Raw genomic sequence first — 21,454 nt, forward strand, 5'->3', positions numbered from 1 at the left:
GTGAGGGAAAAATGGATATAGTGAATCTGCTGACTTTCGTTTTTGTGGCTACCTTGCTAGTGATTTCACCAGGCCCCAATGGTGTGTTGGTAGCTAAAACCGTACCCATATCTGGGCGTAAAGCGGGATTTTCTAATGTATGGGGGGTTGTTGCAGCATTTTATGTCCATGGAACCTTGTCCATATTTGGGATATCGGTTCTTCTCGTGCAGTCCGCTCAAGCTTTTTTTATCTTCAAACTGTTGGGGGCAGGATACCTTTTCTGGATAGGTGTTAAATCTCTTTTGGCTGTTTGGAGTAACGAGCAAAAAACAGAGTTACTATCTTCTAAAAAGAAGCAAAATATCATATCCACTCGAGGTGCCTTCGTTGAAGGCTTTCTCACTAATGCGCTAAACCCGAAGGTATCCATGTTTTATCTGGCGGCGTTTCCGCAGTTCTTGTCTATAGGTGAGAGCGCTTACCAAGCATATTTCCTTGTTTCGGCACATGCCTTCATTAATTTAGTTTGGTTTTCTGCTATGGGCTTGTTGCTAGCTCGGTTGAAGGATCTTGCAAGCAGTGCCAGCTTTACTAAATGGTTAAAGTCGGTCACTGGCATCGTCTTTATTGGTTTTGGTGCAAAATTGGCATTCTTGAAGCCGTAGAATAATGGCTAACAAGTTACTGCACCGGAAGAATGACTCGCTACCGCTCGCTATTTTCCGGTGAGTAAAGCGTTATGCTTCTGAGCGGTAAGCTTCTATTTCCGTTTAACTAGACTAAATATTTGAGTAGATAAATGATGCAAGGAACCGGAGGCGGAGCAGCCACAAATAGTGGAATAGATTTCCAGCAACGAGTCGCAGCCTTTTTCGTCTTATCAATGGGGTTGGAGTTAGACTGCTCCAGTATCCTTGAGCGGGAACATGAAGAGAAAATCTGTAAAGTTTCATTTGAAACAGAGGATGCTGTAGATGATATTGTTATTACTCATGAAAACTCGAGAACGTATCTACAGGTAAAAAGGAAGCTTGCGCTCTCAGACAAGGTTGATTCGGAATTTTTTAAAACGATAGATCAGTTTGTTAGGCAATATATAGTCTCTCAGAATAAGTGTGAATGTTATGTAATATTAACTTCGAATCACTCATCAAGAAAAATTCTTTCTGATCTCAAAAAAATAACAACATCAGCAAGACTTAATGGAGCTTCACCTCAAGACAACCCTATGTCCAAGTCGGAGCGGATTACATATCAGAGCTTTTTAAACACTCTAACTAGATCGTTAGAGAGAAATGGATTTGCTGATTATGACACTGAGTCCCTTCACAACCTCATACGTCGGATATATGTTATTTCTTTAGATATAGAAAGTAACGGAAGTTATGAAAAGGCATTTCTAGCATCAATTTCAACTCAGCTGTCTACTAATCCAAAATTACTATGGGGCTATTTAATATCAAAAACACTGGATTGGTCTAAGGGACGCCAATCAGTTGATCTTAATGGGATTGGTTCTTTTATTGAGAAGTTCATAAAAGATGAAAAACCTGAGAGCGCAGTTAATCAAGATCATAGCACTGTTTTCCAGATGCAGTTTGACCCAGAGAAGTATGATATTTGCTCGGGAAGAGAAGTCGTAATAATTGATTCTTTTCTATCTGATTTTGATATTGCCTTGTTAGAGTTGTATAGATTTGATGAAAATGGTGAGTTCAGAGTCAAGTTTCATGACTCTGAAATCGAAATGGGTGATGGCTCTAGGCATAAACTTTATGGACGGTTTTCAACATTTTCAGGGGCAGAAAGATTTATAGCAGAGCAAGATTGGCTTCAAGACAAGAAGATCATGATTGGACCGATCAATGGTGATGATGACTTTGACGCCAGCCCGATTGCTGTTGCATATTCAGAAAAAGTAAGAGAGAAAGTTCTTGAAAGCAAAGAGATTTCAAAGTGTATGCATTGTCAAGAAGGGCTTTCTAATGCTTCGGTCCTAATTGAAATTAACGAAGAAAACTTGCCTTTTGATGTCGGAATAATTCATCAAAGATGTCTACGGAAATCGGATAGGGTTTTAGGTATTGCAAGCAATCCCGGTATGGATGAACACCCTGAGTTGCAAGATTTCGATTATCAAAGATGGTTTTTAAGTCTTGACCATGGGCAGGCCTTATGGGCTGGATTTTCGGAAATTAGTCAACAAATAAAACACGTTTTGTGGAATTCTAAATCCGCTTTTTATAAAGGTGGCCATCTTTGTATTAAAGCCGTCTTGGGTGACGGAGGTGTACGGTATGTTCAGGAGCGCGGACGCGTCCAACGTTATGACGCAGAAAAAGCCGAATTAGTTTGCAACCAACTAAATAATTGGATTGTAGATTCAAAGGAGAAAGGCAACCCTCTTTGTTACTCGTCAGATGGTAATATCCAAGGGATGCATGATGATATACAAAGCCATTCAAGCCAACCTGTTGATTTGATTGAGTGTTCAAGATTTGAAATTACCCAATATACTCGGGGAATATCGCTACTTCATGATAAGGTAAAAAATTACTATGCTCCGTTGATCTCATTTGTTGACAGTGGAAGCAACCAACCATTACATGTGAACAACTCTGCTTTCCTTATTACATCCCCGATGGACCTAAAAGTTTATCTTAAAAATTGGTCCAGTATTGGTTTCAGTTATAAATCGTATAAGCTTAATATTATCGAAAATGATGAAGATTTTGATAGATTTATGAACTGGGCTATCGAGCGAGGGGTTAATGTTCTTGTTGATCCGTTTTTCGATAAATCTGGAGAGCTTTTAAAGGGTGCTATTGTTGAAGATATGGAATCTCTTAATAGTGAGGATGACTCCAGAGATGCACCTTCAATTCTATTTATTATTGAAAATGAAAATGGCACGTTTACGCATCTGTTCAGAGACTTCGATAACGACTTAACGTTGCTGCTTTATGATGAATGTACGGCCGACACCTGTAACTGCATGGGGTGCCAAATGTATACCATCAGAGCCCAAACTTATGGTCAAGAGAATCTAGATATTAGGAGGACTAGTGATACTGCTGTTGCCCTAAATTTAGGTGATGGCGATACAGTCTGGGACGAAAGCTTTATTGAGAGCAATAAGGTCTGTTGGAGCGATTGGGAAAATGTGGTTTTTTAACAAGAAGCATAACAAGCCACTGCACTCGGAAATTTTACTCGCTTCGCTCCCAAAATTCCGGTGAGTGGGGCGTTAGATGCGAGAGGGAGATACCGTGCAAGAGCTATGTATTATATGCCGAAAAGAGTCTGATGAATTTTCAGATGAGCATGTAATTCCAGATTCACTAGGTGGTTATTACCACATCTATAGTGTTTGTAAAACTTGTAATTCAAATATGGGGTCTTATGTTGATTCGAAGCTTGTCAACCATAGCTTCTCAGAATTTCAACGTTTTTTGCTTGGTTGGAAGGGAAAGTCAAGCAAGCTTCCGAACCCTTTTTCAGGAACCCATAGTCTTTCGGAAGATGCAGAGAAAAAAATTCAAGTCAGGCTAGATAAAGATAACAATTTATTGCCCTATTCGGTTACAAGTGTCGCGTATGAAGAAGTCGAGGACGGCCTTACTAAAGTAAATATCTGTGTGGATGCGTCAGATGAGAAAAAGCTTGATGACATCCTAAAAAAGATATCAAAAAAAATGAGAGTTCCACTTGAGGGGCTTGAAAAAATAGATCGAAAAGTCGAAACTCTTGAGCGCCCCAGTATAAAGTGCTCTATGTCTATAGATCTCGATGATTTCAAAGTCGGGCTATTGAAAATAGCATATGAATTTGCTGTTGATACTGTAGGGGAATATTTTCTTGATCCAGAAGCAGTTGAGATTTCTAAAGTATTAAAGTCCGCAGATTACAGTTCAGTAGAGAAATATGTGGCTCTTGGTAATGGGTTTGACCATAGTCTTTTTGATTCGCTACGTGAATATATTGATCTAGAGTGTCGAAAACACTATCTAATATTGCTTGGAACTGAAAGCCACGGACTGCTTTGCCTAATCCATCTTCACGGAATGTTTTCGGTTGGCGTAACGCTTTCAAATTCATCCTATTCAGAAACGATGGCCGTAATAGGAGTTAATGACATCGATGGAAAGTCGTTTCGAAAGGTATCGATGCTTGATCTCATGACTGAAATATTTTCTCCCCCCGAGCTTCGTTTTCAATATTATTTTGAAACCGAGAATGATATGCGAGAATTTGTAGAGCTACAGTCGCAGGATGATTTTTGTTTCTTTAGGGAAGGTGATCGCATACCAACCTTTGATAGAGGTGGGGTAGCAATGCCGTCAGATATCTACGAGATAATGAAAAATTCCGAGCATCTTGTAAACACTGAGGGAACGGATGAGGGAGGTATCGTGAATTCATTTCCATTGCCGGATGAGATTTTTGTAAAAATACTCCCCTCAGGAAAGCTTGTGCAAGTAGTTTCGGTTCGCGAAGAGATTCGGAAAATCTCAAAGCTATGAGAGACCCGAATCTAACTCGGCCAGTCACGGCGACGCCTACTTCATTGCGGCTTCGCCTCCATTCCGTAGCCGCGCATGCTGGCTGGCGTTAGAAGGTAAGAAAATGAGCAAATCTCCAAAAATAGCCCAAGCTATTGGTTTCATATTTGGTATTGGGTTAATCGTTGGTGCTGGCTATCTTATCCTGGATAATACTGGCTAGGTTGCTGACGTTCTTAGAAAGTGCAAGTCCATCCGTTTCAGCGGCAGTTGTCGGGGCAATGGCCACGGTTCTAGTTGGTGTTGGAGGTGCTCTCTATACTCAAGCACAGATTAAAAAACGGGAAATTGAAGAGGCTCATCGGGAAAGAAAGGTAGATCTGTATAAAGGCTTCTTGGATATGGTGGCAAGGATGATGTCTGAGCAGAACGAAAACGTTTCTCTTGAGCCGCCATCACAACAATAACTCTTTGATTTCATGGTGGAATTTAAAACGAATGTCGTTTTATGGGGCTCCCCAAAAGTCATAAACGCCCAGCTGGATTTTCAAAAAGTATCTGAATCTGGCGGTAATGTACTTTTTTCTGTTGATGAACTGTACAAAGCAATTCGTGAAGACATAGGTCTTAGCAACAAAGGCCTTGATAAGCGTCAGTTGGTCAAAATGTATTTGCGTGATCCAGGCGAGCTGGATGCGATGAGCGCTTCTAATCAAGCATTGCAGCGGACAAGCCGCTGAATGCGGCGTCATACATGAGAAGGAACTCCGATGAGCCTGAAGTATCACTTTGAATTATTGGCCATCTACAATCAACGGATGAACTCAAAGGTCTATGAGGCTGCGGGTCATCTCTCTGCCAACGATTTGATTACGGGTCGTCGGGCATTTTTCGGCTCTATTCTGGGTACTTTGAACCATATCGTCGTTGGCGACACAATCTGGCTTAAGCGATTTGCTACACACCCATCGTGCTTGAGCTCGCTACGTGGAGTCGCTGATCTTCCGAGGCCAACCAGCTTGGACCAGATTGTTTTCGATGATTTAGGCTGTCTGACTGAGCACCGGGCCTGGTTGGATCAGACAATAGTCAATTGGGTAGCTGAATTATCCGAAAGTGATTTGGATTTTGTGCTTGCCTATCGCAATAGCAAAGGGGTTCCTGCCAACAAACGCTTTTCGAGTCTGGTTCTTCACTTTTTCAATCATCAAACCCACCATCGTGGTCAGGCTAGTACTTTGCTGTCACAGGCTGGTGAAGATATCGGGGTTACTGACCTATTGGTTCAAATTCCGGAGGAGGCTCATGTATAACAAGGCGCATCAATTCGCGGCCTACGGCCGCCGGACGCCCTTTATGTTGCGGCTTCGCCTTCACTACAAAGCCGCGCGTGCTGGCGGCGTTAGGTGACCATGAATCAACCACTCACGGGATTTCACAAAGATGAGTTCGACGATTGGGTTGCGGAATTGTCATGCGGGCATTTTCAGCATGTGAGGCATAATCCGCCCTGGCAGAATCGACCTTGGGTGGAAAAGTTAGAAACACGGAATGAAATGCTCGGACATCTTCTCAACTGTAAAAAGTGTGAGGAAGGCGCTCCGCCAGATGGGAAGGTCTAAATTAGGCTGCAGCGCGTCATGTTAGCCTACCAGGTGCAGGCACGGCGACGCCTGCTACATTGCGCCTTCGACTCCATTTCGTGGGCGCGCATATTGCAAGCGTTAACTTTCAGATAAGAGAAATAAGCGTGACAAGAAAAGCCCCGAGCCGGTGTTCCGGCTCGGGGCTTTTCATTTCTGCGCTTCTGTTACTTTGCAGCGAGCGCCACGCCCACCTTGGAGCGGTTGGGGCGCCCGATGGTTTGGGTGATCCAGCTACCGGTTTCCGCCAGCGCATCGAGATCGATGCCGCTCTCGATACCGAGGCCATTGAGCAGGTAGATCACGTCTTCGCTTGCCACGTTGCCCGAGGCGCCCTTGGCATAGGGGCAGCCGCCGAGGCCGGCCACGGAGCTGTCGATCACCCCCACGCCTTCCTCGAGCACCGCATAGAGGTTGGCGATTGCCTGGCCGTAGGTGTCGTGGAAGTGGGCGGCGAGCTTGTCCATGGGGATGTCGCGGGCCACGGCCTCCAGCATGCGCTTGGCCTTGAGCGGGGTGCCGGTGCCGATGGTGTCGCCGAGCGACACCTCGTAGCAGCCCATCTCAAAAAGGGCCTTTGCCACCTCGGCCACCTTGGCGGGGGCGATCTCGCCCTCGTAGGGGCAGCCCAATACGCAGGATACGTAGCCGCGCACGCGCACCTTCGCCGCTTTGGCGCGCTCGAGCACCGGGGCGAAGCGCTCGAGCGACTCACTCACCGAGCAGTTGATGTTCTTCTGCGAGAAGGCCTCGGAGGCGGCGCCGAACACCGCGACCTCGTCCACGCCGCACTCGAGCGCGGCCTCGAGGCCCTTGAGGTTGGGAGTCAGCGCCGAGTAGACGACGCCCTCGCGGCGCCTGAGCCCGGCCATCACCTCGCGGTGATCGGCCATCTGCGGCACCCACTTGGGCGAGACGAAGCTTGCCGCCTCGATATGGCGCACGCCGGCGCCGCCCAGGCGGTCGATCAGTTCCAGCTTGGTCGCGGTGGCGATCGCTTCGGGCTCGTTCTGCAGGCCGTCGCGGGGGCCGACCTCGACCAGGCGAACGGATTGGGGAAATGCCATCTCTTCTCTCCTGTCGTGGTCGCGGCGGATCCAGCGACAGGTCTAGGTGGAGGCGCTGTGAACCCTTCCCTGGGCGTTACCTCTGCCATCCCTGGCAGAGGACCTCCACTTCGACCTGTCGCCGGCACCGCTCACCATGGCGCTGGACGTCATTCCTCGGCGGCAAATTCCAGCAGCACGTCGCCCTGACCCACGGTGTCGCCGGCGGCGAAGTGGAAGCTCTCCACGTGGCCGTCGGCGGGGGCGGTCATGGTGTGCTCCATCTTCATCGCCTCCATGACCATCAGTGGTATGCCTTTCTCCACCTTGGCGCCGGCTTCCACCAGCAGCGCCACCACGGTGCCGTGCATGGGCGCGGTGAGGGTGGACTCGGCCTCGTGATGGCCGTGGTCGATGGCGTCAATGCGCCGCCAGAACAGCCGAGTCTCGCGCTGCGGGTCGACCATCACCAGCACGTTGCCGTCGCGCCGCGCTTGAAGCCGGCGGCGGTGGCCGTCGAGCGTCACCGCCACGGCGTCGCCTTCGAGTGGCTCCAGGGTGGCGGCATACGTGGTGGAAAAGCTCTGGCCCTTGATGGAAAGCCGCCAGGGCGCGGACTCTTGCTCGCGCCGGCCCTCGACCACCGTGACGGCCTTGGCGTCGTCCTCGTCCGCGGCATGCTCGGGTGCGCAGAGGGCGATGCGGATGGTGTGCGGGGCATTGAGGCGGAAGCCGTCGTGGCGGTCCCAGGGGGAGTCGCTCTCGCACTCCCGGGCCAGCTGGTGCAGGCCGATCAGCGCCGCCCCAGCGTATTCCTCGGGGGCGATTTCGCGCGCGGCGAACAGGGTGTCCTCGTGGCGCTCGATGAAGCGGGTGTCCAGCTCCGCGTTGCGGAAGGCCGGGTGGGTGGCCAGGCGCTGCAGGAAGCCACGGTTGGTGACCACGCCCTGTACGTCCAGGGCGGCCAGGGCCCGGTTGAGGGTGGCCAGGGCCTGGGTGCGGTCGTCGCCGTGCACGATCAGCTTGGCGAGCATCGGGTCGTAGTGCATGGAGACGGCATCGCCGGTGGCCACGCCGCTGTCCAGGCGCACGCGTGACGGCTCGAGGCCGGCGCCGTCTAGATCCATGGCGAAGCGCGAGAGGGTGCCGGTGGCGGGCAGGAAGTCCTGATCGGGGGCCTCGGCGTAGAGGCGCGCCTCGAAGCTGTGGCCGGTGATGGTCAACTCGTCCTGGGCCAGCGGCAGCGGCTCGCCCATGGCGACCTTGAGCTGCCAGGCCACCAGGTCCTGGCCGGTGATCATCTCGGTGACCGGGTGCTCCACCTGCAGGCGGGTGTTCATCTCCATGAAATAGAAAGCGCCGTCCTGCCCTTGTGAAGAGTCGAGCAGGAACTCGACCGTGCCCGCGCCGACGTAGCCGATCTCCTTGGCGGCGCGCACCGCGGCCTCGCCCATCTCGCGGCGCAGCGAAGCGGTCATGCCCGGAGCTGGGGCCTCCTCAAGGACCTTCTGGTGGCGGCGCTGCACGCTGCAGTCGCGCTCGAAGAGGTAGACGCCGTTGCCGTGGGTGTCGCAGAACACCTGGACCTCCACGTGGCGCGGCTGGGTCAGGTACTTCTCGATCAGCATACGCTGGTCGCCGAAGGCGGCCTGGGACTCGCGGCGGCAACCCTCCAGGGCGGCCTGGAAGGCCTCACCGGATTCCACCACGCGCATGCCCTTGCCGCCGCCGCCGGCGCTGGCCTTGAGCAGCACCGGGTAGCCGATGCGATCGGCCTCATCTCGCAGCAGGGCGTCGTCCTGGTCGTGGCCGTGGTAGCCGGGCACCAGGGGCACGCCGGCGTCATGCATGCGTGCCTTGGCGGCGGACTTGTCGCCCATGGCGGCGATGGCTGAGGCGGGCGGGCCGACGAAGGTGATGCCGGCGGCGTCCAGGGCCTCGACGAAGGGGCCGTTCTCGGAGAGGAAGCCGTAGCCGGGGTGGATGGCGCCGGCGCCGGTGCGTTGGGCGGCCTCGATCACCGCCTCGACCTTGAGGTAGCTCTCGCGGGCCGCGGCCGGGCCCAGGCGCACGGCCTCGTCGGCCTCGCGCACGTGGCGGGCGTTGGCGTCGGCGTCGGAGTAGACGGCGACGGTGCGCAGGCCCAGGGCACGGGCGGTGCGCATCACGCGGCAGGCGATCTCGCCGCGGTTGGCCACCAGCAGGGTGTCGAAGCGCTGGGCGGGGGTAGCGGACGTCCGGGTCATGTGCGGCGCTCCGTGTTCGATGAATCGTCGGGGGGCCCAGGCGGGACGGCGCTTCTCGAGGAAGCTGGCCAGGCCCTCCTGGCCTTCATGGCTGACCCGCAGCTCGCCGATGATGCGGCAGGTGTGATCGCGGGTGGCATTGCTGTCGGGCTCGCGGGCCACTTCGGCGAGCAGCGCCTTGGTGGCGCGGCTGGCCTGGGGCGAGGTGCCGAGCAGGGTTTCGACCATGGCCTCGACGGCGGCGTCGAGTGTATCCGGCTCGACCACGCGATGGATCAGGCCCAGGGCCTCGGCGGTGGCGGCGTCCATGACCTCGGCGGTCAGGGCATAGCGGCGCATCTGCCGCTCACCCAGGGCGCGCTGCACGTAGGGGCTGATCACCGCCGGCGACAGGCCGATCCGCACCTCAGAGAGGCAGAACTTGGCCTTGTCTGCGGCGATCACGATGTCGCAGCAGGCGGCCAGGCCCACGGCGCCGCCGAAGGTGGCGCCCTGCACGCGGCACACGGTGGGGCAGGGCAGGGTGTCCAGGCCGTGCATCAGCGCCGAGAGCTCGCGGGAATCCGCGAGGTTGTCCTCGAAGTCGTAGTCGACCATGCGCTTCATCCAGTTCAGGTCGGCGCCGGCGGAGAAGCTCTTGCCCTCGGAGCTGAGTACCAGCGCACGAACCTCGCCGCGCTGGGCGAGCTCGCCTACCCGGTGCAGGTGATCGTTGAGCTCGGCGATCAGGTGGTCGTCGAAGGCGTTGTGCACCTCGGGACGGGTCAGGGTCAACCGGGCCACGCCGCGGTTGTCGATCTCGAGGCGGCACATCGAGGGACGGGAAACGTTGTCTGTGCTCATGGCAACCTCACATCCGGAAGACGCCGAAGCGGGTCTCTTCCACCTCGGCATTCATGGCGGCGGCCAGGGAGAGCCCCAGCACGTCGCGGGTCTGGGCGGGATCGATCACGCCGTCGTCCCATAGGCGCGCGCTTGCATAGTTGGGGTGGCCCTGGTGCTCGTACTGGTCGCGGGTCGGTTGCTTGAAGGCCGCCTCTTCCTCGGCGGACCACTCGCGGCCCTCGCGCTCGATCTGCTCGCGCTTGACCTGGGCCAGCACCCCGGCGGCCTGTTCGCCGCCCATCACGGAAATCCTGGCATTCGGCCACATGAACAGCAGGTTGGGCTCGAAGGCGCGGCCGCACATGCCGTAGTTGCCGGCGCCGAAGCTGCCGCCGATCAGCACGGTGAACTTGGGCACCTTGGCGCAGGCCACGGCGGTGACCAGCTTGGCGCCGTGCTTGGCGATGCCCTCGTGCTCGTACTTGGAGCCGACCATGAAGCCGGTGATGTTCTGCAGGAACACCAGCGGGATCTTGCGCTGGGCGCACAGCTCGATGAAGTGCGCGCCTTTCACCGCACTTTCCGAGAACAGCACGCCGTTGTTGGCGACGATGCCCACCGGGTGGCCGTGGATATGCGCGAAGCCAGTGACCAGGGTGTCGCCGTAATAGCGCTTGAATTCGTCGAAGGCTGAGTCATCGACGATGCGGCCGATCACCTCGCGGACGTCGTAGGGCTTCTTGAGGTCGGTGCCGACGATGCCGTAGAGCTCCTCGGGGTCGAGGCGCGGTGGCTTGGGCTCGGCCATGGCGAGCTGGCCGTGCTTCTGCCAGTTGAGCCGCGCCACGCAGCGCCGGGCGAGCTGCAGGGCGTGGGCGTCGTTCTCGGCGTAGTGGTCGGCCACGCCGCTGATCCTGGCATGGACGTCGGCACCGCCCAGGGCCTCGGCGCTGATCGACTCGCCGGTGGCGGCCTTCACCAGGGGCGGGCCGCCGAGGAAGATGGTGCCCTGTTCCTTGACGATGATCGACTCGTCGGCCATGGCCGGCACGTAGGCGCCGCCGGCGGTGCAGGAGCCCATCACCACGGCGATCTGCGGGATGCCCTCGGCGGACAGCGTCGCCTGGTTGTAGAAGATGCGCCCGAAGTGGTCGCGGTCGGGGAAGACCTCGTCCTGACGGGGCAGGAAGGCACCGCCGGAGTCCACTAGGTAGAGGCAGGGCAGGCGATGCTTGCGGGCGATTTCCTGGGCGCGCAGGTGCTTCTTCACGGTCAGCGGGAAGTAGGTGCCGCCCTTGACCGTGGCGTCGTTGGCGACGATCACGCACTCCACGCCGGACACTCGGCCGATGCCGGTGACCACGCCGGCGGCGGGCACCGGGCTGTCGTAGACCTCATGGGCGGCCAGCGCCGAGAACTCGAGGAAGGGCGAGCCCTCGTCGAGCAGGTGGTCGATGCGGTCGCGCACGTAAAGCTTGCCGCGGGATTCGTGGCGGGCGCGGGCTTTCTCGCCGCCGCCCTGGGCGATGGCGGCGGTCAGCTCGCGCAGCTTGCCGACCTCGGCGCGCATCGCCGCGTCGTTGGCCTGGAAGCCGTCGCTGCGCGGATTGATCTGGGTCGTTAAGTTTGCCATGGAGCTCTTCAATCCTTAGTTGGCGAAAATCGGCGAGCGATACTCAGACCAGGCAAAAATTGACGAAGACGGACCGGGCTCGCGTTCGAGTTTACTGTTGTAAATGAGCATCTTGAGTCAATTTTTAACGCCGTATGAGTGAGCGCAGCCATTTTCATTTTGATTCGTTGAAGATCTCGCGGCCGATCAACATCCGCCGTATCTCGCTGGTGCCGGCGCCGATCTCGTAGAGCTTGGCGTCGCGCAGCAGGCGCCCGGTGGGGTACTCGTTGATGTAGCCGTTGCCGCCGAGCAGCTGGATGGCATCCAGCGCCACCTGGGTGGCCTTCTCGGCGCAGTAGAGGATCACCCCGGCGGCATCCTTGCGAGAGTTCTGGCCGCGATCGCAGCCGGCGGCCACCGCATATAGATAGGCCCGGCAGGCGTTCAAGGTGGTGTACATGTCGGCGATCTTGCCCTGCACCAGCTGGAACTCGCCGATCGCCTGATCGAACTGCTTGCGCTCGTGAACGTAGGGCACCACCACGTCCATGGCGGCCTGCATGATGCCGATGGGGCCAGCGGCGAGCACGGTACGCTCGTAGTCCAGCCCGCTCATCAGCACCTTGGCGCCGCGGCCTTCCTCGCCCAGCACGTTCTCGACCGGTACGCGGCAATCCTGGAACACCAGCTCGCAGGTGTTGGAGCCGCGCATGCCGAGCTTGTCGAGCTTCTGGGCGGTGGAGAAACCGGGCATGTCCTTTTCGATGATGAAGGCGGTGATGCCCTTCGAGCCGGCCGCCGGGTCGGTCTTGGCGTAGACGATCAGGACATGGGCGTCGGGGCCGTTGGTGATCCACATCTTGTTGCCGTTGAGGATGTAGTGATCGCCGTCCTTCTTGGCGCGCAGCTTCATCGACACCACGTCGGAGCCTGCGCCGGGTTCGGACATGGCGAGGGCACCGACGTGTTCGCCGCTGATCAGCTTGGGCAGGTACTTGGCCTTCTGCTCGGCACTGCCGTTGAGCTTTAACTGGTTGACGCACAGGTTGGAGTGGGCGCCATACGAGAGCGCCACCGAGGCGCTGGCCCGGGAGATCTCCTCCATGGCGATGCAGTGGGCGAGATAGCCCATGCCGCTGCCGCCGTCCTCGTCGGGCACGGTGATGCCGAGCAGGCCCATGTCGCCGAACTTCTGCCACAGATCGTTGGGGAATTCGTTCTGCTCGTCGATCTCGGCGGCACGCGGGGCGATTTCGTCGCGGGCGAAGGCGTTTACCTGATCGCGCAGCATGACCATGGTCTCATCGAGGCCGAAGTCGAGGGGCTGGTAGGGGGTATGCATGGCGTGGCTCCCGGGCGAGTCGTTGGCGGACGGCGTCGAGGAAGACCCGACAGGCCGTCGTGCGCCGCGTTGCTGGATGTCTAATCTCGGTTGATAGCACTAGCCTAGGCTTGGTTTACGTTAACGTAAAGTGAGGGTCGCCAAGGGTAGACCAAGGTTGCAGCCCGATGCCCACTGCAACGACATCGGGCGCCTGTTAGGCGCCCGATAATGAGTGTTTCAAATATTGTCGTGTCAGGCCTCGAGCCGGACCTTTAACCAGCCTTTACCCGTTTGCCATGTAAAGGCGTTAGCCATCAGGAATCGTCGGCATTGGGGAAGAAGAGCTGTTGGCCATCGAGACTGTAATCAGCGATTGCCTCCTGGCCCTCGTCGGAGGTCAGCCAGTTATGCCATTGCTCGGCCAGGTCATGTTTGAGGTCTGGGAAGCGCTCTTCACTGATCAGGATGCTGCCGTACTGATTGAAAAGTGCCTCGTCGCCTTCGAAGACGATGTCCAGGTTCTGCGGGTTCTGGAAGGCGACCCAGGTGGCGCGGTCGGACATCACATAGGCGTCCATGCCGGCCGCGGTGTTGAGGGTGGGGCCCATGCCGCTACCCAGCTCACGGTACCATTCGCCGCTCGGTTCGATATCGGCGGCGTCCCACAGGCGAAGCTCGGCACGGTTGGTACCGCTGTCATCGCCGCGTGAGGCGAAGGGTTCCTCGGCTTCGGCGATGCGCGTCAGGGCTTGTTCGATGTCTTTTGAACCGCGCACGCCAGCAGGGTCGCTGTCCGGCCCAAGGATCACGAAGTCGTTGTACATGACGTTTTGACGTTCGCTGCCATAGCCTTCGTCAACGAAACGCTTCTCGCCATTAGTGTCATGCACCAGCAGGCTGTCGGCGTCGCCGCGACGGGCGATTTCGAAGGCCTGACCGGTACCCACCGCGACGACACGCACGTCGATGCCGCTGTCTTCCTTGAATTTGGGCAGAATCGATTCGAACAGGCCCGACTGCTCGGTGGACGTGGTCGACGCCAGAGTGATGAAGGGGGCATCGTCCTGAGCGAGGGCAGCGGTAGTCAGGGTACTGCCGATAAGGCCCAGGGCGGCGAGGCTAAGTATCCGATAGCGCATACGAGCTTTCCTTGTAGTAGTGACAACGAGTAAAGGCAACTGGTGAGAGCGTCGCAGAACGCGTTACCAGACCAGTTCTCCTTTCACGAAGGCTTGCGCCTCCGCGGTACATGGTGCCGAGAAGAATGTCTCGGCCTTGCTGTGCTCGACCAGTCGGCCGCTGCACAGAAAAATCACCTCATCGGCCAGGCGGCGTGCCTGGTGGAGGTCGTGGCTGGTCATGACGATGCGGGTGCCGCGGCGGTGGAAATCCTCGATTGCATCCTCGACCGCCTTGATGGCGGCGGGGTCCAGCGCCGCGGTGGGCTCATCCAGAAAGAGCACCTCGGGGCCGATGAGCCAGGCGCGAGCCAGTGCCAGTCGCTGCTGTTCGCCACCCGACAGCACTCTTGCCGGTCGTTTTGCCAGGGCAGCAAGACCAAAGCGTTGCAATGCTTCCATGGCCTTCGCGCGTCGCTTGGCGCGAGGTTCCCCGTTGATCTTCAATGTGTAGGTCAGGTTGGCCAGTGCCGAGCGGCGCAGCAGCACTGGGCGCTGGAAGACCATGGCTTGACGCGGCTGGCCATTCGGCCAACGGATCTGCCCTCGGCTGGGTTGCAGCAGGCCGTGGGCCAAGCGCATCAAGAGGCTTTTGCCGGCGCCGTTGGGGCCCATGATTAGAGTCTTGCCGGCGCCCGAAAGCGTGAGCGTCACGTCATGCAGCAGGGCCTGGCCGCGATGGTCGAAACTCACCGACTCCATCGCGAGACCGGCGGGAGGCGCTTCGATACCAATCGCCATGCTCATGTCGCTCATCCCAGTCGTCTCCTGGCGGTTTCGCCGATGATATAGGCGGCGCCGTTGATCAGTGCCACCAGGCTCAACAGCACGATCCCGAGTCCTAGCGCCAACGGCAAATTGCCCTTGCTGGTCTCAAGTGCGATGGCGGTGGTCATGACACGGGTCACGCCATCGATGTTGCCACCGACGATCAATACCGCGCCGACCTCGGCGCTGGCGCGGCCAAAACCGGCCAGCACCACGGTAATCAGGCCGAAACGCGCATCCCACAGCAAGGTGGGAATCGCGCGGGCGCGGCTCAGCCCGAAAGAAGAAAGCTGCTCCCGATACTCGCCCCACAGCTCCTCGACCAGTTGGCGCGCCAGGGCGGCGATAATCGGTAGCACCAGTACCACTTGGGCGATGATCATGGCACTCGGCGTAAACAGTAGCCCTAGCTCACCCAGCGGGCCGGCCCGCGACAGCAGCAGATAAACGCCAAGCCCGGCTACCACGGGTGGCAGGCCCATGAGGGCGTTGAGCGCCACGATGACCACCCCGCGGCCTGGCAGGCGCCAAAGCGCTAGGGCGGCGCCCAGTGGCAGGCCGATCAGTGCTGCGGCCAGCACGGCGCTCAACGACACGCGCAGCGACAAGGTGACGATGTCCACCAGTGCCGGATCCATGTCGATGACCAGTGCAAGGGCCGTGTGCAAGGCACTGTCGTTGTGCAGGGCGCTATCTGTTATCCCGCTGGTCGACATGGCATTCTCCTGATAAGGCTTGCAGCATGTGGTTTATAGATCCGGAATGCATCCTATGCTGAAAAATATGCAGTCAAATACTATAAAACGACATGTGAACACGATGGATTCAACTCATGCTCAGAGATGACGCCTCCCAAGTGCCTCGCCATCCTTATCTAACCACCGCCGAGGTGGCCGATTACCTGAGACTCAAGGAGCGCAAGGTGTACGATCTGGTTCGCCAGGGCGAGATCCCTTGCACCAAGGTAACCGGCAAATTGCTGTTTCCCCGCCAAAGCATTGATCTGTGGTTGATGAGTCACCTGGAGGGCGATCAGCCCGGACAAAGGCCGGTGCCGAGGGTGCTGGCGGGTAGCCAGGACCCGCTGCTCGAGTGGACGTTGCGTGAGAGTGGTTCAGAGTTAGCCATGCTTTGCCATGGCAGCGGCGATGGCGCTCGCCGATTGCTTGAGGGGGACGCCTTGCTTGCAGGCGTGCATGTCGTGGATGACGCCGATGGTGGCTACAACCGCCCGGATTTGCTGGGTTTGGGCGGGGTACGCGACCTGGTGATGATCCGCTGGGCGCGGCGCCGCCAGGGGTTGATGCTGCCGCGGGGCAACCCACGAGGCATTCGCTCGCTGGACGCGCTCATCAACGTGAACGCAGCGGCAGGCAACAGGGAGGGGGAAAACCTCGCACGAACAAGGAAGCGCGAGGAGGATGCACCGGTAGTAGCAAGGCGCCAGCCTGGCGCTGGTGCCGATCGATTACTACGTTATCTGCTGAAACGGGCGGGTATTGCGCTTGAGGAGGTACGGTTTGCGCGCCATCCCATGCTCAGCGAGGATGACCTTGCCCTGGCAGTACATCAGGGACAGGCCGATGTCGGGCTTGGCGTCGAAGCCGCGGCGCATCGACATGGGCTCGATTTTGTGCCCCTGCACCAGGAATGCTTCGATCTGGCCATGCGGCGCCGCAGCTACTTCGAGCCCCCGGTGCAGCATCTGTTGGCCTTTGCGAGAGAGCCACGTTTTGCAGAGCGAGCCTCCCTGATGCAGGGCTATGATCTCGCCGGGCTTGGCGAGGTCGTCTACAACGCCTGAGAGGCTCGCTTATTCGCCGTCCTGATATTGTGGTGAAACGATCCCGAGGCGCTTCATGCGCCGATAGATGGTGGGGCGCGACAGCCCGAGCTCTCGGGCCACCGCACTGATGTTCCAGCGATGCTGGCTAAGCGCTTCACGCAGTGGGTCCTTACCGCGGGCCATTGACGAGTAGCCGGCGAGCGGTTCGGCGGGACGTGCCGCCGGATGGGCGAGATGACCGCTGGTGCATTCTTCGGGCAAGTCGCCAACCACCACTTCGCCGCCCTCGCAAGTGGCCAGGGCATAGCGCAGCGCATTGTGCAGCTCGCGGATGTTGCCCGGCCAGGGATAGGCGAGCAGAGCACTCATCGCATCGCCGCGAAGCCTCGCCCGAGTCCCCCCGCGCTCGGCCTGCAATTCGTCGAACAGTCGACGGATCAGGAAGTCCTGGTCGGCCCGCTCACGGAGCGGCGGCAGGCGCAGACTGGCCCCGTTGAGGCGATAGAAGAGGTCCTCGCGAAAACGGCCGAGGTCGATCAGCCCGCGCAGGTCGCGGTGGGTGGCTGCTACCACCCGCAGGTCAACCTTGATCGGCCGGTTGGCGCCGATGGGCAGCACCTCCTCCTCTGCCAGCACCCGCAGCAGCCGGGTCTGCAATTGCAATGGCATGTCGCCGATCTCATCGAGGAAGAGGGTGCCGCCGTCAGCCTGCGCGATCAGCCCCTTCATGCCCTTGCTGTTCGCGCCAGTGAAACTGCCAGGCTCGTAGCCGAACAGCTCGCTCTCGATCAGCGATTCAGGCATGGCGGCGCAGTTGATGGCCACGAAGGGCTGCTCGCGGCGCCGGCTGGAATCGTGCAGGGCCCGGGCCATGCGCTCCTTGCCGGTCCCCGTTTCGCCGATCACCAATATATTGATCGGTTCGTTGCGAAGCCTTGCGGCCCGGGTCAGGGTATCGCGCATCGCCGGGTCATCGTCGGCCAGCGCTTCCAGCGGTGCCAAGCTCGAGTCCTTGCGACGCGGTTCACCACTGGGCGCTTGACGGCGCTGGGGCTCGATCAGGGTGGCGAAGTGCAGCTCGCGGTGGCGGTGGGTAAGGAAGGCGCGTACCCGGTCATCGCCGTAGCGCTGAATATTGAGCACGTCGTCAGTCTCGGCATTCAGCAGGTCCTGAATGTGCCAGGCTCGAAACGGACGCGTCTCGCCGGGCCCCGCCAGTGGCAATTCGTGAAAACGTAGCAGCTTGCGCCCGGCGGTGTTGGCGGCCAGCAGGGTGCCATCCTCCTCGATGGCAATCAGGTAGCGTCGATTGATCTGCACGAATTCCCGTGATCGATCCAGGCAGATGATGTGGCTGCCGCTGTAGCGCTGCAGGAAGTAGGCGTCCTCGATCATCCGCGCATAGTGTTTGACGACTTGTAGCGCGAAGGTCTGCGAGGTCTTCGATTCCGGCGAGCGATAGGCGGAGATATCGAGCACCGCCAGTAGCTGGCCGTCCGGGTCGAAGATTGGCGCCGCCGTGCAGGTCAGCTGGATGTGGTGGGCGCTGAAGTGATCACTATGGTGACAGGTCAGAGGCACCTGTTCCTGGATGCAGGTGCCTACTGCGCAGGTGCCGGCATGTTCTTCGCTCCAGTCGGCGCCCAGGTAGAGGCCGGTACGCTGGTGCTCACGCTGGTCGCTTTTTGAGCCCAGGAACTGCACGGCAATGCCCCGAGCATCGGTGAGCAGTACCACATAACCAAGCTCGATCACCTGACGATAGAGCTGCTCGACGCCAGCTCGAGCTACCTGAATCAAGGCGTCTGCCTGATCCTGGTGCTCGCGCAGAGTGCCGTCTGGGACATAGCGGGGGAGGCTTGGTGCCGTGGGATCGAGGCCATAGCGGTCGATGCAGCGGCGCCAGGATCGCTCGATCACCGCCTCCTCGCCACCGTCGGGCTGGTCGAGGGTACGCAGAATGGTGGCGACATGGGCTCGTTGTGCGTGTGCGTGCTGTGTGGTGTTCATGGTGGTGGCCTTGAGCCGGCCAAGCCGGCACGTCATCGAGCGGTTGTGATCCTGACTTTCAAGGTACGCCCTGGAAAGGTCATCGGTGATACGACCTTGGTCGCCTGCGTTACAGCTGTAACGCTTCCTGTAAATGCCGCTGTCACACCGACTGTAACGTACGGTCTTAGGGCCGAGGGCATGGCGCCGGTTTTTGCCGGTTAATGTTTGAATTATCTCTTTTAAAACAATCGATTGGTTCCTGTTTGGTGGTTCCTGGCACGAAAGCTGCCAGGGGAGGGGTGCGGCCGAGATGGTCGCTCTGGCTGACCACAGGCGCGACGACCGCGCTGAACAACAACAGGAGCCACGCCATGACCACCTCTTCCAGAACGATGCCGCTGAGCCGGCGTCGCTTCCTCACCCTCTCCGGCCAAGGGGCCTTGGTCGCCGGCGGGCTGGCGCTCAGCGCCGGCAGCCTCTGGCCGCGCTGGGCTCTGGCCGATCCAGACCTGGCCGCCGGCCTGCTGCGCATGGGGCGTGACATCTACCCCCACGACGCCATCGCCGACACCTATTACCTCACTCCTCTCGAACCGCTGCTGAACAGCCATCGGGCTCTGATCGCCGAAGGCCTTGCCGACCTCAATCGCCGGGCCCGTGACACCTATGGGAAAGACTACGGCGATGTCACCGAAGAAACGGATCGGGCGATGCTGCTGCGCGAGATCGAGGATGGCGACTTCTTCCAGACGGTGCGAGGCACCTTGGTAGTGGGCCTCTACGACAACCCTGAGCTATGGGAGCCGTACTTCGGCTACCAGGGGTCGTCGTGGCAACGGGGGGGCTATCTGTACCGGGGGTTCGATGACCTGGTGATCGACTGGCTGTGACGCCCGACTCACCGAGATTGAGGCCACAACACAACAAGAACAGCACAATGAGGAAGCACGCCATGGCAACCCGTTTCGACTATGACGACGACAGTGTGGTGGTGATCATCGGCTCCGGTGCCGGTGGTGGCACCCTGGCCCATGCTCTTGCCAAGAAGGGCATCAACAGCGTGGTGCTGGAAGCCGGTAAGCGTTACCAGATGAACGACATCGAAAACGACGAGTGGGAGATGTTCAAGAAGATCTCCTGGCTCGATGAACGCATCACCGCCGGGCCTCGCCAGTTGACCGATACCTTCCCCGGCCTGCCGGCCTGGATCGTTAAAGCAGTGGGGGGGAGCACCATCCACTGGGCCGGTGTGTCGCTGCGCTTTCAGCCTCATGAATTTCGCTCGCACAGCGAGCTTGGCGACATCGCAGGGGCCAACCTTCTCGACTGGCCGATCTCCTATGAGGATCTCGAGCCCTATTACGTGAAGGCCGAGCGCCATATGGGTGTGACAGGCGACTCCACCGGCATGCCTTACCACCAGTGGAACAATAACTTCAAGGTACTGGCCGCTGGCGCTGAGCGGATCGGCTACACGCAGTTGCGTTCCGGGCCGATGGCCATCAATACCGAGCAATACGACGAGCGCGGACGCTGCATGCAGGCCGGTTTCTGCATGCAGGGCTGCCGCTTCGGCGCCAAGTGGTCGACCATGTACACCGACATCCCCCGCGCCGAGGCCAGCGGCTACTGCGAGGTGCGACCGCGCTCGATGGCGCTCACGATCGAGCATGATGACAAGGGCCGGGCTACAGCAGTGGTCTATGCCGATGGCGACGGCAATCGGCATCGCCAGCGCGCCCGTGCAGTTTGCGTCGCCGGCAATTCCATCGAATCGCCTCGTCTGCTGCTCAACTCTCACTCCTCGCTGTTTCCCGACGGTCTGGCCAACTCCTCCGGTCAGGTGGGACGCAATTACATGACTCATGCCACCAGCTGCATCTTCGGTGTGATGCCCAAACCCGTGCACATGCATCGTGGCACCACCTTCGCCGGCATCATCTCCGACGAGGCGCGCCTGGATCGCTCGCGGGGCTTCGCCGGTGGCTACACGCTGGAAGTCATGTCGCTGGGCGTGCCTTTCTTCGCCAAGTTCATGGACCCCTCCAATGCCGGCTGGGGGCGCGACATCACCACGGCGCTGGATAAGTACGACCACCTCTCCGGGGTCTGGATCTGCGGCGAGGACTTAGCCGTGGAGAAGAACGGCGTCACCTTGCATGACACCAAGAAGGATCAGCACGGCCTGCCGGTGCCCATCGTCTACAAGGGGGACCACCCCAACGACGTGGCGCTGCGTCGCCATGGCGAGCAGCAGGCCACCAAATGCTACGAGGCGGCCGGGGCCGAGCGCGTCTTCCAGGTGCCGGATTTCCCCACCAGCCACAACGTGGGCACTAATCGCATGAGTGCTCGCCCCGCGGATGGGGTCGTCAATCAGTGGGGCCAAACCCACGACATCGACAACCTCTTCATCTCCGACGGCAGCCAGTTCACCTCGAGCGGGGCCGAGAACCCGACACTGACCATCGTCGCCCTGGCACTTCGCCAGGCCGATCACATCGCCGAGCGCATGCAGCGCCAAGAAATCTGAGCGGAGGGATACCC

At 58.3% G+C, this 21,454-nt stretch carries 18 protein-coding genes and 1 pseudogene; 10 read left to right on the forward strand and 9 right to left on the reverse strand.

Annotation, left to right across the window (positions count from 1 at the left end):
• The first annotated feature begins 11 nt into the window (after positions 1-11).
• The 7 genes from ETC27_RS06915 (at position 12) to ETC27_RS06945 (ending at position 6,106) form a co-directional block, all read left to right on the forward strand.
• Positions 12-647 carry a LysE family translocator gene (locus ETC27_RS06915; protein ID WP_136254283.1) on the forward strand — a complete coding sequence of 212 codons (636 nt, stop codon included), beginning with the start codon at positions 12-14 and terminating at the stop codon, positions 645-647.
• Between the two features lie 134 nt (positions 648-781).
• Complete coding sequence (locus ETC27_RS06920; protein ID WP_136254284.1) at positions 782-3,157, forward strand: hypothetical protein; 2,376 nt, start codon at positions 782-784, stop codon at positions 3,155-3,157.
• A gap of 94 nt (positions 3,158-3,251) precedes the next feature.
• Positions 3,252-4,505 (forward strand): HNH endonuclease, encoded by a 1,254-nt coding sequence (locus ETC27_RS06925; RefSeq protein WP_168709033.1) that lies wholly within the window; start codon positions 3,252-3,254, stop codon positions 4,503-4,505.
• A 203-nt stretch (positions 4,506-4,708) separates the two neighbouring features.
• Positions 4,709-4,951: a hypothetical protein gene (locus tag ETC27_RS06930; protein ID WP_136254286.1), complete on the forward strand. Its 243-nt coding sequence runs from the start codon at positions 4,709-4,711 to the stop codon at positions 4,949-4,951.
• A gap of 15 nt (positions 4,952-4,966) precedes the next feature.
• A complete protein-coding gene (locus ETC27_RS06935; protein ID WP_168709034.1) occupies positions 4,967-5,224 on the forward strand; it encodes a hypothetical protein in 258 nt (85 codons plus the stop codon).
• A gap of 30 nt (positions 5,225-5,254) precedes the next feature.
• Positions 5,255-5,797 (forward strand): DinB family protein, encoded by a 543-nt coding sequence (locus ETC27_RS06940; protein WP_136254288.1) that lies wholly within the window; start codon positions 5,255-5,257, stop codon positions 5,795-5,797.
• A gap of 99 nt (positions 5,798-5,896) precedes the next feature.
• Positions 5,897-6,106 carry a DUF3565 domain-containing protein gene (locus tag ETC27_RS06945; protein WP_136254289.1) on the forward strand — a complete coding sequence of 70 codons (210 nt, stop codon included), beginning with the start codon at positions 5,897-5,899 and terminating at the stop codon, positions 6,104-6,106.
• 188 nt (positions 6,107-6,294) lie between these two features.
• Here the strand turns inward: ETC27_RS06945 and ETC27_RS06950 are convergent, their stop codons facing one another.
• The 8 genes and pseudogenes from ETC27_RS06950 to ETC27_RS06980 form a co-directional block, all read right to left on the reverse strand.
• Positions 6,295-7,194, reverse strand: a complete 900-nt coding sequence (locus tag ETC27_RS06950) for a hydroxymethylglutaryl-CoA lyase (RefSeq protein ID WP_136254290.1) — start codon at positions 7,192-7,194, stop codon at positions 6,295-6,297.
• A 149-nt stretch (positions 7,195-7,343) separates the two neighbouring features.
• A complete protein-coding gene (locus ETC27_RS06955; RefSeq protein ID WP_168709043.1) occupies positions 7,344-9,419 on the reverse strand; it encodes an acetyl/propionyl/methylcrotonyl-CoA carboxylase subunit alpha in 2,076 nt (691 codons plus the stop codon).
• 93 nt (positions 9,420-9,512) lie between these two features.
• A pseudogene (locus ETC27_RS17265) lies at positions 9,513-10,313 on the reverse strand (enoyl-CoA hydratase-related protein); the annotation flags it as partial.
• Positions 10,270-11,877 carry a carboxyl transferase domain-containing protein gene (locus tag ETC27_RS06960; RefSeq protein ID WP_136254292.1) on the reverse strand — a complete coding sequence of 536 codons (1,608 nt, stop codon included), beginning with the start codon at positions 11,875-11,877 and terminating at the stop codon, positions 10,270-10,272. The gene ETC27_RS06960 and the pseudogene ETC27_RS17265, both read right to left, overlap by 44 nt.
• 154 nt (positions 11,878-12,031) lie before the next feature.
• Positions 12,032-13,201: an isovaleryl-CoA dehydrogenase gene (locus ETC27_RS06965; RefSeq protein ID WP_136254293.1), complete on the reverse strand. Its 1,170-nt coding sequence runs from the start codon at positions 13,199-13,201 to the stop codon at positions 12,032-12,034.
• A gap of 296 nt (positions 13,202-13,497) precedes the next feature.
• Positions 13,498-14,322 carry an ABC transporter substrate-binding protein gene (locus tag ETC27_RS06970; RefSeq protein WP_136254294.1) on the reverse strand — a complete coding sequence of 275 codons (825 nt, stop codon included), beginning with the start codon at positions 14,320-14,322 and terminating at the stop codon, positions 13,498-13,500.
• Positions 14,323-14,385: 63 nt separating this feature from the next.
• A complete protein-coding gene (locus ETC27_RS06975; protein WP_240724840.1) occupies positions 14,386-15,117 on the reverse strand; it encodes an ATP-binding cassette domain-containing protein in 732 nt (243 codons plus the stop codon).
• Positions 15,114-15,845: an ABC transporter permease gene (locus tag ETC27_RS06980; RefSeq protein WP_136254295.1), complete on the reverse strand. Its 732-nt coding sequence runs from the start codon at positions 15,843-15,845 to the stop codon at positions 15,114-15,116. Before ETC27_RS06980 ends, ETC27_RS06975 begins: the two co-directional genes overlap by 4 nt.
• A gap of 116 nt (positions 15,846-15,961) precedes the next feature.
• Between ETC27_RS06980 and ETC27_RS06985 the strand changes: the two genes are divergently transcribed.
• Positions 15,962-16,933, forward strand: coding sequence for a substrate-binding domain-containing protein (locus tag ETC27_RS06985; protein ID WP_205742702.1), 972 nt, complete (start codon positions 15,962-15,964; stop codon positions 16,931-16,933).
• A 9-nt stretch (positions 16,934-16,942) separates the two neighbouring features.
• On the opposite strand, the gene ETC27_RS06990 is transcribed toward ETC27_RS06985, so the two are convergent.
• Positions 16,943-18,925: a sigma-54-dependent Fis family transcriptional regulator gene (locus tag ETC27_RS06990; protein ID WP_136254296.1), complete on the reverse strand. Its 1,983-nt coding sequence runs from the start codon at positions 18,923-18,925 to the stop codon at positions 16,943-16,945.
• A 353-nt stretch (positions 18,926-19,278) separates the two neighbouring features.
• Here ETC27_RS06990 and ETC27_RS06995 point away from each other — a divergent pair, with 353 nt between their 5' ends.
• Both ETC27_RS06995 and ETC27_RS07000 read left to right on the forward strand, forming a co-directional pair.
• Positions 19,279-19,797, forward strand: coding sequence for a gluconate 2-dehydrogenase subunit 3 family protein (locus tag ETC27_RS06995; RefSeq protein WP_136254297.1), 519 nt, complete (start codon positions 19,279-19,281; stop codon positions 19,795-19,797).
• Between the two features lie 62 nt (positions 19,798-19,859).
• Complete coding sequence (locus ETC27_RS07000; protein ID WP_136254298.1) at positions 19,860-21,440, forward strand: GMC family oxidoreductase; 1,581 nt, start codon at positions 19,860-19,862, stop codon at positions 21,438-21,440.
• Positions 21,441-21,454 lie beyond the last annotated feature (14 nt).

The sequence above is a fragment of the Onishia niordana genome, from assembly GCF_004798965.1.
Lineage (GTDB): Bacteria > Pseudomonadota > Gammaproteobacteria > Pseudomonadales > Halomonadaceae > Onishia > Onishia niordana.